Annotated in this window: 11 protein-coding genes; 9 read left to right on the top strand and 2 right to left on the bottom strand. The window is 66.1% G+C overall.

Going from position 1 to position 12568, the window contains the following annotated elements:
- The first annotated feature begins 4 nt into the window (after positions 1-4).
- Positions 5-1174 (top strand): cystathionine gamma-synthase, encoded by a 1170-nt coding sequence (locus ACYVF5_RS08860; RefSeq protein ID WP_460945450.1) that lies wholly within the window; start codon positions 5-7, stop codon positions 1172-1174.
- Positions 1175-1279: 105 nt separating this feature from the next.
- Here the strand turns inward: ACYVF5_RS08860 and soxR are convergent, their stop codons facing one another.
- Complete coding sequence (gene soxR / locus ACYVF5_RS08855; RefSeq protein ID WP_460945448.1) at positions 1280-1735, bottom strand: redox-sensitive transcriptional activator SoxR; 456 nt, start codon at positions 1733-1735, stop codon at positions 1280-1282.
- A gap of 124 nt (positions 1736-1859) precedes the next feature.
- Here soxR and ACYVF5_RS08850 point away from each other — a divergent pair, with 124 nt between their 5' ends.
- Complete coding sequence (locus ACYVF5_RS08850) at positions 1860-2951, top strand: glycerate kinase (RefSeq protein WP_460945446.1); 1092 nt, start codon at positions 1860-1862, stop codon at positions 2949-2951.
- A gap of 92 nt (positions 2952-3043) precedes the next feature.
- Here the strand turns inward: ACYVF5_RS08850 and ACYVF5_RS08845 are convergent, their stop codons facing one another.
- Positions 3044-3253, bottom strand: a complete 210-nt coding sequence (locus ACYVF5_RS08845; protein ID WP_460945444.1) for an Rv0909 family putative TA system antitoxin — start codon at positions 3251-3253, stop codon at positions 3044-3046.
- Positions 3254-3385: 132 nt separating this feature from the next.
- Here ACYVF5_RS08845 and ACYVF5_RS08840 point away from each other — a divergent pair, with 132 nt between their 5' ends.
- The 7 genes from ACYVF5_RS08840 (at position 3386) to araB (ending at position 12525) form a co-directional block, all read left to right on the top strand.
- Positions 3386-4426: a LacI family DNA-binding transcriptional regulator gene (locus ACYVF5_RS08840; protein ID WP_460945442.1), complete on the top strand. Its 1041-nt coding sequence runs from the start codon at positions 3386-3388 to the stop codon at positions 4424-4426.
- Between the two features lie 110 nt (positions 4427-4536).
- The gene (locus tag ACYVF5_RS08835; protein WP_460945440.1) at positions 4537-5235 is read left to right on the top strand and encodes a class II aldolase/adducin family protein; all 699 of its coding nucleotides are present in this window, start codon (positions 4537-4539) and stop codon (positions 5233-5235) included.
- Positions 5236-5270: 35 nt separating this feature from the next.
- Positions 5271-6389, top strand: coding sequence for a multiple monosaccharide ABC transporter substrate-binding protein (gene chvE, locus ACYVF5_RS08830; protein ID WP_460945438.1), 1119 nt, complete (start codon positions 5271-5273; stop codon positions 6387-6389).
- 167 nt (positions 6390-6556) lie between these two features.
- Entirely contained in the window at positions 6557-8083 is a 1527-nt protein-coding gene (gene mmsA / locus ACYVF5_RS08825) for a multiple monosaccharide ABC transporter ATP-binding protein (protein WP_460945436.1), read from the top strand.
- 4 nt (positions 8084-8087) lie between these two features.
- The gene (gene mmsB / locus ACYVF5_RS08820) at positions 8088-9272 is read left to right on the top strand and encodes a multiple monosaccharide ABC transporter permease (RefSeq protein ID WP_460945434.1); all 1185 of its coding nucleotides are present in this window, start codon (positions 8088-8090) and stop codon (positions 9270-9272) included.
- A gap of 470 nt (positions 9273-9742) precedes the next feature.
- Positions 9743-10843, top strand: coding sequence for a LacI family DNA-binding transcriptional regulator (locus ACYVF5_RS08815; RefSeq protein WP_460945432.1), 1101 nt, complete (start codon positions 9743-9745; stop codon positions 10841-10843).
- Positions 10840-12525: a ribulokinase gene (araB, locus tag ACYVF5_RS08810; protein ID WP_460945429.1), complete on the top strand. Its 1686-nt coding sequence runs from the start codon at positions 10840-10842 to the stop codon at positions 12523-12525. Before ACYVF5_RS08815 ends, araB begins: the two co-directional genes overlap by 4 nt.
- Positions 12526-12568 lie beyond the last annotated feature (43 nt).

Below are 12568 nucleotides of genomic sequence, written 5' to 3'. Positions count from 1 at the left end.
CGCCATGAGCAAGAAATCGCAGGGATTCGCCACGAAGGCGATCCACGCCGGGCAGGACCCGGAACAGCGCACGGGCGCCGTGATCCCGCCGATCCACCAGAGCTCGACGTTCGCGCAGGACGGCATCGGGGGCCTGCGCGACGGCTACGAATACGGGCGAGCAGGCAACCCCACCCGCACGGCTCTCGAGACGCAGCTGGCGGCACTCGAAGGCGGGCGGTTCGCGCTCTCGTTCGCCTCAGGGCTGGCTGCAGAGGACGCTGTGCTGCGCGGGGTGCTCCGCCCCGGAGATCACGTGGTGATCGGCAACGACGTGTATGGAGGCACCTACCGTCTCGTCGCGCAGATCTTCGGCGATTGGGGTGTGGCCCACACGGTCGTCGACATGTCGAACCTCAGGGCTGTGGAGAAGGCCGTCACCGAGACAACGAAAATGCTCTGGGTCGAGACGCCGTCGAACCCCCTGATGAAGATCACCGACATCGCCGAGCTGAGTGAGATCGGCCACGCCCACGGATTGGTCGTTGTGGTCGACAACACGTTCGCGACCCCCGCGTTGCAGCAGCCGCTCGCGCTCGGGGCAGACATCGTTGTGCACTCGACCACCAAATACCTCGGAGGTCACTCCGATGTGATCGGCGGGGCCGTTGTGCTGAGCGATGCGGCGCTCCACGAGAAGCTGAAGTTCATCCAGTTCGCGGCCGGCGCGGTGTCGGCTCCGCTCGACGCGTGGCTGACGACCAGGGGAATCAAGACCCTCGACGTCAGGATGCAGCGGCACAGCGACAACGCGCTGGCGCTCGCCGAGTACTTCGAGACGCACTCGGCGGTCAGCCGGGTGTTCTACCCGGGGCTCGAATCGCACGACGGGCACGCCCTCGCCGCGCAGCAGATGTCGCAGTTCGGGGGGATGCTCTCACTCGCGTTCGCGGGCGGCGAGCGTGTCGCACGCCGTTTCGCCGAGAAGACACGTGTGTTCACCCTCGCGGAGTCGCTCGGCGGCGTCGAGTCTCTCGTCAACTATCCGGCCGAGATGACCCATGCGTCGGTTGCCGGCACTGAGCTTGCCGTTCCCGCCGATGTGGTTCGGCTGTCTGTGGGTCTCGAGTCGATCGACGACCTGCTGGCCGACGTCGAGCGTGCCATCGAGAAGGCCGTAGCGCGCAAACGCTGACACACCGCCGCCCGAGCATCCTGACAGCGGGAACAACGGCCGGCAGCGGGATCTTCTGCGAGGTTCTGTCACGCTGCGGGCCGGTTCGCCCGCCCTCGGCCCCGGTCACTCGGCCCAGCGGCGTGCACCATCCCCCGCGCGCCCGAGTTCGTCGCGAGGGTTCTGCAGCGAGCACGTCGTGAGGCTGAGGCATCCGCACCCGATGCATCCGTCGAGGTCTTCGCGCAGATGCCTGAGCTGGTTGATCCGCTCGTCGAGTTCGGTGCGCCATGCGGCAGACAGTTGTGCCCAATCCCGCTTGGTCGGTGTGCGTCCCTCTGGCAGCGACTCGAGTGCTGCCCTGATGTCACGCAGCGGGATGCCGACACGCTGTGAGACGCGGATGAACGCCACACGACGCAGGGTGTCCCGCCGGTAGCGCCGCTGGTTGCCCGCCGTGCGCTCAGCGGTGATGAGGCCGTTGCGTTCGTAGAAGTGCAGGGCGGACGCCGCGACGCCGCTTCGGCGTGAGAGGTCACCGATCGTGAGGGGCTGGTGCTTGTTTCCGGGGAGTTGCGGCATCTCTTCCCTCTGCTGTCCGTCTGCCGGCCGACGTGCTTGATCTCAACCATAGTTGGGGTTCTAGGGTGCGTCCATGACATCAGCCCTTCTCCCCGCTCGGCCTTGTCGCATCTAGGCTTGACGAGTGCGCGCTCTCACCGTTGTCATAGCCCCCGACTCGTTCAAGGGGTCGGCGACGGCCACCGAGGTGGCAGACGCCATCGCCCAGGGCTGGGCTGAGGCGAGGCCGGACGATCGGATCAGACGATTGCCGATGGCCGACGGCGGAGAGGGAACCCTCGAGGCGTTTGAGACGGCAGTCCCCGGCTCGAAGCGGATGCCCGTGCGCGTCGTCGGACCTGACGGCACGATGGTCGACGCATTCTGGCTGCTTCTGCCGGACGGCCGCGGGGTCGTCGAACTCGCGAACACAAGCGGGATCACCCTGCTCGACCCCCTTCAGCCCTTCGGTGCGCACACACTCGGGTTCGGACAGGCCATCGCCGCCGCTCTCGACCACGGTGTGTGCGGGCTGCTCCTCGCTCTCGGCGGAAGCTCGTCGACGGATGCGGGGGCCGGCGCGCTTGTCGCACTCGGCGCCCGTCTTCTCGACTCGGCCGGCGAGCCCGTGTCACTGGGCAATGCGGGGCTCGCGAGCGTCGCATCCGTTGAGCTCTCTGGTCTGCGGCCGCTTCCGGCCGGCGGGGTCACGATGCTGTCCGATGTCACCAATCCGCTGCTCGGTGGGTCTGGCGCTGCAGCCGTTTTCGGCCCGCAGAAGGGGGCGACGCCGGAGCAGGTCATCGAGCTCGAAGCGAATCTGCACGGGTTCGCACGTCTCATCGACGTTGATGAGGCGGCACCGGGCGCGGGGTCTGCGGGCGGAACCGGTTTCGGCCTTCTGGCCTGGGGCGCTGAACGGGCGCTCGGCGCGGATGCCGTCGGTGACGCCCTCGGGGCGCCGGGGGTCGTCGGCACGGCCGATGTCGTTGTGACCGGAGAGGGTCGCTTCGACGCTCAGTCAGCCGCGGGCAAAGTGCCGAGCTACATCGCATCGCTCGCCGCGCCGGGTTCGCGGGCCATGCTCGTCGCCGGCTCCATCGACGCGGAGACCACGGAGCTTTTTCATGCCGCCGCATCGCTCGTGAGTGTTTCGGGCAGTGTCGAGGCTGCCATCGACGATGCCCCTCGGTGGCTTCGCGTCGCCGGCGAGCTGCTGGCGCGATCGCTCGACTGAGGCCGCCGCGGCTCGGCCGAGGCGCAGGCGCACTGGGCATGGCGGGCAGCGACCGGTGCCCGCACGCTCGGAGCACCGATCGAGCCGACGCGCTACTGGTCGCCGATCCGCTTGTCGGCTGACTCCCTGGCGTCGTTGATCTTCTCTTCGTGCTTTCCTCCTGTGACCTTGTTCGCGGCATCGGCGACGCCGTCGAGCACCCGGTCACTGATGTCTTCGGCCCTCTCGCTCTTCAGCGCATCCTGCACCTTGTTGTCTGCGAGGAAGTCCTGCGCCTTCTTGGTGATGTCGTCGAATGCCATGGCCATGCTCCTTCGTGTTCGTCCGCTGGCGGATGCCTGAGGCCAGCCTTGCGCCTCCGGCTGCGGCTGGCAAGGGGTGGGAATAGACTTCTTCTGGATGTGTACGGTCACATCCCGAACAAGTGGAAGACCATGCCGACTGGAGTTGAGAACGCGAGGGCGCCGAACATCCGCGATGTCGCGCGTCGTGCGGGTGTGTCGCACCAGACCGTGTCGCGTGTGCTCAACGATCACCCGAGCATCCGCCCTGGCACGAGGCAACGGGTGCTCGACGCGATGCGTGAGCTCGACTTCAGGCCGAACCAGGCCGCCAGGCGGCTTGTCACCCGTCGCTCGCAGATGATCGGTGTGCTCACCTCGCAACTGTCGTATTACGGCCCGGCCACGAGCATTCAGTCGATCGAGGCGGCGGCGCGGCGCGAGGGATACCTCGTCACCGTGACCAACATCGCGTCGCGCGACGAGGCAGGCATCAGAGCCGCCCTCGACCACCTCGTCGGCCAGTCGGTCGAGGGCCTCGTGGTCATCGCGCCGCAGGTGAGTGTGTTCGAGGTGATCGAGGACATGTCGGTGAGGGTGCCTCTCGTCACCCTGAACCCGTCCTATCCGGGCGAGGGCAAAAGCACCTGGGTCGACCAGCAGGCTGGAGCCAGGCAGGCGGTGAGGCACCTCATCGACCTCGGACACGAAGACATCATCCACCTCGCCGGCCCGCAGGACTGGATCGAAGCGGAAGCGAGGATGCAGGGATACATCGCCGAGCTGAGTGATGCAGATCTCTCGGTCAGGGCTCCGATCCTGGGGGACTGGACCGCGCAGTTCGGATACCGCGCGGGCCGGGAGCTGCTGACCCTCCGCGACTTCACGGCGATCTTCGCGGCGAACGACCAGATGGCGCTCGGAGTGTTGCACGCCTGCCGCGATGCAGGCCTCTCGGTTCCTCACGACCTGAGTGTCGTCGGATTCGACGACATCCCGGAGTCGCAGCATTTCTTTCCTCCGCTGACGACGGTGCGCCAGGACTTCGCTGAGCTGGGCGAGCGGGCTGTCGGCATGCTCCTGCGCCAGATCAGGGGTGAAGAGCTGCACACGCCCGAGCTCATCAGCCCGCACCTCGTCGAGAGGGCCTCGTCTGGCCCAGCGCCGTTCCAGGAGTTTCGCCCGAGGGCTTGACAACGCGTGGGGGCTGGGTAATATCGCCATGTAACGGAATGTGACCGGTCACATCCAAGGACGAAGGAGTCAGCAGTGTCCAGAGGCATGAGCAGCGCAGGGGTGCTGTGATGGCCTCTCGCACACCTGAGACCGAGGTCGCCATCGCCAGGGCGCGTGAAGAAGTCGCACGCGTGCGAGCGGAACTCCAGCGCATCGACCCCGTCGCGGCCGAGTTCTCGAGCGTCTCGGTGCGTGTCGCCGCCGACCTGTTCGTCGCGACACCGAGTGACGCCGCGAACGGCGACGCCGCCCTCGGCACACAGCTCATTCGTGTGGCAGATGCCGAAGTCGTCGACTCGACGCCGGGAAGCACGCGGACAGCCTCGCGTCACGTCGACGTGCACGCGGGACTCTATCGCTCCAGCCGTGCGACAGGGGCTGTTCTCGTCGCCACACTCCCCGCGGCCACCGCACGCGCCGAGTCGGCGGCGGCCGTCGATCACGCCCACGACATCCCGCTGCGCACGGGCGGTCACTGCGCCGTCATCGGGGCGACCATGGGCGACACCCCGCAAGCCGTCGGCGAGCAGACGATGAGTCGCCTGATCGACCTGCTCGATGCCGATGGCCGCGCACTCGCCGCCGTCCCGGGCGTCGGGGTCGTCGCCGCAGACGACAACGCGCGCGCCGCGCTCCGCCGTGCGCTCACCGCGGAGCAGGATGCCCGCACCTCGGCCTACCTGCGGGTGTTCTCGCCCGCCGACACGCCGCTCCCCACAACGTTCGCCGCGGCATCCGGACGGCGTCCGGGCGCCGCATCAGCCTGAGCCATCGAGAGAACCACCAACGAAAGGAACACACAGTGAAATCAGCAAAGAGGCTGTTCGGAGTAGCGACTGCCGGTCTTCTCGCCGTGTCGCTCGCCGCATGCAGCGGCGGCCGCGCGGGCACGGGCGGAGGCGACGACGACGGAAGCACCGAGGGCGCCATCGTCGGCGTCGCCATGCCGACGCAGACGTCCGAGCGTTGGATCGCAGACGGCGACAACGTCAAGGCCGAGCTCGAAGAACTCGGCTACGAGGTCGACCTGCAGTTCGCAAACGATGACATCCCGACCCAGGTGTCGCAGATCGAGAACATGATCACGAGCGGGGCAGAGGCGCTGATCATCGCGTCGATCGACGGAACGACACTCACAGACGTGCTCGAGCAGGCGGCGGCGGCAGATATTCCCGTGATCGCATATGATCGCCTGATCAACGGGACCGAGAACGTCGACTACTACACGACCTTCGACAACTTCGAGGTCGGTGTGCAGCAGGCGACCTCGCTCCTCACGGGAATGGGTGTGCTCGACGAGAACGGCGAAGACACCGGCGAAACCGGACCGTTCAACGTCGAGCTGTTCGCGGGCAGCCCGGACGACAACAACTCGAAGTTCTTCTGGGACGGCGCCATGGAGACGCTTCAGCCCTACCTCGACAGCGGTGTGCTGACCGTGCCGAGCGGACAGACCGGGTTCGAGCAGGCCGCGACCCTGAGGTGGCTGCCAGAGAACGCGCAGGACCGTATGGAGGACCTGATCACCGTGATCGGAGACACCAGGCTCGACGGTGTGCTCTCGCCCTATGACGGTCTGTCGATCGGCATCATCTCTGCACTGGTCTCGAGCGGATACTCCACAGACGACCTTCCGATCATCACCGGCCAGGACGCCGAGGTCGGCTCGGTCAAGTCGATCATCGCCGGTGAGCAGTACTCGTCGATCTTCAAAGACACCAGGGAGCTGGGCGCACAGGCCGTCGAGATGGTCGATGCCCTTCTGAACGGCGAAGAGCCCGAGGTGAATGACACCGAGACATACGACAACGGTGTGAAGGTCGTTCCCTCCTACCTGCTCGAGTCGACGATCGTCACAGCAGAGAACTATGAAGAGGTGCTGGTCGACAGCGAATACTACTCGGAGGACGACCTTCAGTAGTCCAGCGATGAGGCGGCGCGCACACACCACCCGTGCGCGCCGCCCGCTCCGGCCCGTGGGTAGGGGCGGCCCGGCGTCGCGGCCGGACCAGAGGCATCCCGGCTTTGTTCGCGGGCAGCGGGCACCGGGCTTCGACAACAGCATTCGCACACAGAACGAGGCATCACATGACCGAGAACATTCTCGAGATGCGCGACATCACCAAGACCTTCCCCGGCGTCAAGGCGCTGCAGAACGTGAACCTCGACGTGAAACACGGCGAGGTCCACGCCATCTGCGGCGAGAACGGCGCGGGAAAATCGACGCTGATGAAAGTGCTCTCCGGGGTGTACCCGCACGGGAGCTATGACGGCGACATCGTCTTTGAGAACGAGACCGTTGCGTTCAGCGACATCCGGGACAGCGAGCAGCATGGAATCGTCATCATCCACCAGGAACTCGCCCTGAGCCCGTATCTCTCGATCGCCGAGAACATCTTTCTCGGCAACGAGAGAGCACGCGGCGGATGGATCAACTGGAACGACACCTTTCAGAAGGCAGACACGCTCCTCAAGCGGGTCGGGCTGGCCGAGAATCCGTCGACGAAGATCATGGACATCGGCGTCGGCAAACAGCAGCTGGTCGAGATCGCGAAGGCTCTCTCGAAAGAGGTGAGACTTCTGATCCTCGACGAGCCGACGGCCGCGCTCAACGACGAGGATTCCGCGCACCTGCTCGGCCTGATCACACAGCTTCGCGACCAGGGCATCACCTGCATCATCATCTCGCACAAGCTGAACGAGATCAGGAGCGTCGCGGACAGGGTCACTATCCTGCGCGACGGCCGTATCATCGAGACCCTCGACCTGGCGGGCGCGGTGTCAGAGGACCGCATCATCAAGGGAATGGTCGGCCGAGACCTGGAACACAGGTACCCCGATCGCACCCCACACATCGGCGAAGAGGCACTGCGCGTCGAGGACTGGACCGTTCACCACCCGCAGGAGCACGCACGGGTCGTGAGCGATCACGTGAACCTCTCTGTCAGGCAGGGTGAGGTCGTCGGGATCGCCGGTCTGATGGGAGCCGGTCGCACCGAGCTCGCCATGAGCATCTTCGGGCGCGCATACGGCTCGAACATCTCGGGCCGCATCTTCATGCGCGGCAAAGAGGTCAAGGTGAAGACCGTGTCGGATGCCATCGCCTGCGGGATCGCGTACGCCACAGAGGACCGCAAACGGTACGGCCTGAACCTGCTCGAGGACATCAAGCGCAATATCTCGATGGCAGCCCTCGAGAAGATCTCCCCTGGAGGTTGGGTCGACGGCAACAAAGAGATCCTCGTCGCAGACGACTATCGAAAAGCCATGAACATCAAGGCGCCCTCGGTGTCGACGGTGACCGGGCAGCTCTCAGGTGGCAATCAGCAGAAGGTCGTGCTCTCGAAGTGGATGTACGCCGACCCCGACGTGCTCATCCTCGACGAGCCGACACGGGGTATAGACGTCGGGGCGAAATACGAGATCTACACGATCATCAACCGCCTCGCCCGCGAGGGGAAGGCGATCATCGTCATCTCGAGCGAGCTGCCAGAGCTGCTGGGCATCTGCGACCGCATCTACACGCTTGCCGAAGGGCGCATCACAGCCGATGTGCCGATCGCGGAGGCGAACCCAGAGGTGCTTATGCAATACATGACCAAGGAAAAGGACTAACCCCATGGCCTCCGTGAAAGAGACCCTCGGCTTTCTCGCCAGCCGGATGCGACAGATCGGCATCTTCGTCGCCCTGTTCGTGATCATCGTGCTGTTCCAGATCTTGACGGACGGCAAGCTGCTGCAGCCGAACAACGTCTCGAACATCGTTGTGCAGAACAGCTACATCCTGATCCTGGCGATCGGCATGGTGATGATCATCATCGCGGGCCACATCGATCTCTCCGTCGGCTCCGTCGCCGCCTTCGTCGGAGCGATGTCGGGGGTGATGATCACGCAGTGGGGCCTTCCCTGGTGGATCGCGCTCATCGCCTCGCTGCTCATCGGGGCGCTGGTCGGTGCCTGGCAGGGGTTCTGGGTTGCGGTGGTCGGCATACCGGCGTTCATCGTGACCCTGGCCGGCATGCTCCTGTTCCGCGGCCTCACCCAGATGGTTCTCGGCAACACGCGGATCACTCCCTTCCCGAGCGAATACCGCCAGCTCGGCGGCGGATTCCTTCCCGATCCGAGCGGCGGGCAGTCCTACCTGGAGTGGATCACCGTCGGCCTCGGTGTCATCGCAGCGCTTTCTCTCGTCGTCGCACAGCTGCGGCAGCGCACCTCGCGGGGCAAGCTGGGCCTCGTCGACGAACCGTTCATCTGGTTCACGGTGAAACTCGCCTTTATGGTGGTGGTGATCCTGGGACTGACCTATCTTCTCGCCAGCTACCGCGGAACGCCCATCGTGCTCGTTGTGCTCGCTGTTCTGATCGTCGGATACAGCCTGGTGATGAGCCGCAGTGTGTTCGGGCGGCACATCTACGCACGTGGTGGCAACCTGCACGCGGCAGAGCTCTCGGGTATCAAGACCAAACGCGTCGACTTCTATCTGTTTGTGAACATGGGTGTGCTCGCCGCCCTCGCCGGCCTTGTGTTCACCGGGCGGCTCAACTCGGCGGGGCCGGGCGCGGGAAACCTTTTCGAGCTCGACGCGATCGCCGCTGCGTTCATCGGCGGAGCCGCCGTCACGGGCGGCATCGGGACCGTCACCGGCGCGATCACGGGTGGCCTCATCATGGGTGTGCTCAACAACGGTATGTCGCTGATGGGCGTCACCACAGACGTCCAGCAGTTCGTGAAGGGTCTTGTGCTTCTGCTCGCCGTCGCCTTCGACGTCTTCAACAAGCGCCGTATGGGCGCGCGCAAGTAGACATCCGTTATGCGTACGCGGAGACGGCCGGCCACCCGGGAGCCCGCCGCGCCTCGCGAGGCCGACACCCTCTGGGGAGTCGGCCGCCCCGCAAGGCCCGCCACCCGCAGGAGGGTCCGGCCGCCCCGCAATGCCGCCACCCGCGGGAGGGTCCGACCGCCTCGTAAGGCCGCCTGCCGAGGGAGTCGACCGCCTCGTAAGGCCGCCTGCCGAGGGAGTCGACCGCCTCGCAAGGCCGCCTGCCGAGGGAGTTGTCATCGTTCGTGTGGCCGGGCGAGGCGCGAGCTGATGTGAACGTGCGCATATCCCCGGCGGTGGCTCGAATCACCCCGCTCCATGTGACCTTTGCGGACGCAGGTGGCCGTCAGAACGGCCACCTGCGTCCGCAAAGGTCACATAGGGCGGGGTGTCGGCGATCGGTGCAGCGGGGTTGCGCGAACGGCGCGACATGCTTTAATGAGAACGTGAACATGACGACGGTGTCCGATGGCAGAGCGCCGCTGAAGGCGCCGAGCATCATCGACGTCGCGCGTCTCGCCGGTGTCTCTCACCAGACGGTGTCTCGGGTGCTCAACAACCACTCGAGCGTGCGCCCCGAGACCAGGCTGAGAGTTCAGGATGCCATCAGAAGGCTTGGATACCGGCCCAACCGCTCCGCTCGCCGCCTGGTGACGAACACCTCGCTCTCACTCGGCCTGATCGGCACCGACAACCCCAACCACGGGCCGACGAGCACGATGATCGCGTTCTCAGAGGCCGCGCGCCAAGCCGGCTACCACGTCGGCATCGGCACGATCAGCGGCGCCGACCCGGCGACGATCAACGAGATCGTCGACAGGCTGCTCGGAGAGGGGGTGGCCGGACTCGTGCTCATCGCACAGCACCAGGCGGCGATCGACGCTGTGCAATCGATGTCTCTCGACGTTCCGCTCGTGACCGCGGCGAGCATCGTGCGCTCCGGACTCCACACCGTCGCGATCGACCAGTACTCGGGCGCCAGACAGGCGACCGAGCATCTCATCGACCTCGGTCACAGGCGCATAGCGCACGTCGCCGGCCCCGAATACTCCCTCGACGCGCGCAATCGGATCAGGGGGTGGCGAGATGCCCTGGCCGAGAACGGGCTCGGCGCACAGGTGCTTCACACGGGGGACTGGACCGCGGCATCCGGGTATCGCATCGGGTCTGAACTGGCGGCCCGAGACGAGGTCACAGCGGTTTTCTCGTCGAACGACCAGATGGCGATCGGGCTGATGGCCGCGTTCGGCGACGCGGGAGTACGCGTTCCTCACGATGTCAGCGTCGTCGGCTTCGACGACATGCCCGAAGCCGCATATCTTCGGCCCGCCCTGACGAGCGTTCGCCAGGATTTCGCGCTGCTCGGTGCGGACATCATGGCCGCCATGCTCGATCTGCTCGCGGGTCACGCCCGCGAACATGCTGTGTTCACCGAGCCGAGGCTCGTTGTGCGGGACTCGGCAGCGCCGCCGTCGACACGTGAACCCCGAAAAGCGACGTCAGCCGGTGCGGGCGCCGCCCCCCGTTCCGCAGACGAAAGGACGAACAGATGACCCCGGATGCCCCTCGAAGCGCCGACCGGGCGGAGCGCCATGTGATCGGGGTGGACTTCGGCACGCTCTCAGGCCGTGCGGTTGTGGTGCGCGTGTCAGACGGCGAAGAACTCGCGAGTGCTGAGCACACCTATGCACACGCGGTCATGGACACCGCTCTTGCGTCGACAGGCAGGTCGCTTCCGCCGGACTGGGCGCTGCAGGTGCCGCAGGACTACGTCGACGTGCTGAAGAGCGCTGTGCCGCAGGCGATAGAGGCTGCGGGCATCGATCCGTCCACGGTCATCGGGATCGGCACGGACTTCACGGCGTGCACGATGGTCCCCGTCATCGCCGACGGAACACCGCTCAACGAACTGCCGGAGTACGCCGACAGACCACACGCGTACGTCAAGCTCTGGAAGCACCACGCCGCCCAGCCGCAGGCCGACCGCATCAACGAGCTGGCGGCCTCACGGGGCGAGTCCTGGCTGCCGCGCTACGGCGGGCTGATCTCGAGCGAGTGGGAGTTCGCCAAAGGACTGCAGCTGCTCGAAGAGGACCCTGAGCTCTATCACCGCATGGACCACTGGGTCGAGGGCGCAGACTGGATCGTCTGGCAGCTCACCGGTCGATATCTGCGCAACGCGTGCACGGCGGGATACAAGGGGATCCTCCAGGACGGCGAGTACCCGAGTCGCGAGTTCCTCGGTGCGCTCAATCCGGACTTCGCCGACTTCGCCGAGACGAAGGTCGCCCACGAGATCGTGCAGCTCGGAGAATCCGTCGGCGGGCTGAGCGCGGAGGCCGCCCACTGGACAGGACTGCCAGAGGGCATCGCCGTCGCCAGCGGGAACGTCGACGCCCATGTGACCGCACCCGCGGCCCAGGCCACGGAGCCGGGGCAGATGCTCGCGATCATGGGCACATCGACCTGTCACGTGATGAACTCGGAGCTGCGGGCAGAGGTGCCGGGGATGTGCGGCGTCGTCGACGGCGGCATCGTCGCCGGATACTACGGTTATGAGGCCGGCCAGTCCGGTGTGGGTGACATCTTCGCCTGGTACGTCGGGAACCAGGTGCCCGGCTCGTACCACGCCGCTGCAGAGAAGGCGGGGCGCAGCATCCACCAGCATCTGACGGCTCTGATCGAAGACCAGCCCGTCGGCGCGCACGGGCTCGTCGCCCTCGACTGGCAGTCCGGCAACCGTTCCGTGCTCGTCGACCACGAGCTCTCTGGGGTGGTCGTCGGTACCACCCTGACCACCAGGCCAGAAGAGATCTATCGGGCCCTGCTCGAGGCGACGGCGTTCGGCACTCGCGTCATCGTCGAGGCGTTCAACGCGTCGGGGGTCCCCGTGACCGAGTTCATCGCGGCGGGCGGCCTCGTGAAGAATGCGTTCCTGATGCAGGTCTACGCGAACGTTCTTCGGATGCCGATCTCGACCATCGTGAGCAGCCAGGGGCCCGCGCTCGGTTCGGCGATCCATGGGGCCGTCGCTGCCGGTGCATACCAGGATGCCACGGCTGCGGGCGAGGCCATGGGGCGCGTGAACCGCAACGTCTACACCCCAGACGAAGAGGCCGCTGACGCCTATGACGCCCTCTATGCGGAGTACCTCGCCCTGCACGACTACTTCGGGCGCGGCGCGAACGACGTGATGCACCGGTTGAAGGCGATGAGGCGCGAGGCGCTCACATGATCGGGCGCCGGCAGACCGGGCGCCGGCATGTCCCGGCGAGGCA

It is taken from the genome of Okibacterium endophyticum (assembly GCF_054780075.1).
Note: the sequence above shows the minus strand (reverse complement) of the source record. Positions and strands in the feature narration are given on the sequence as shown.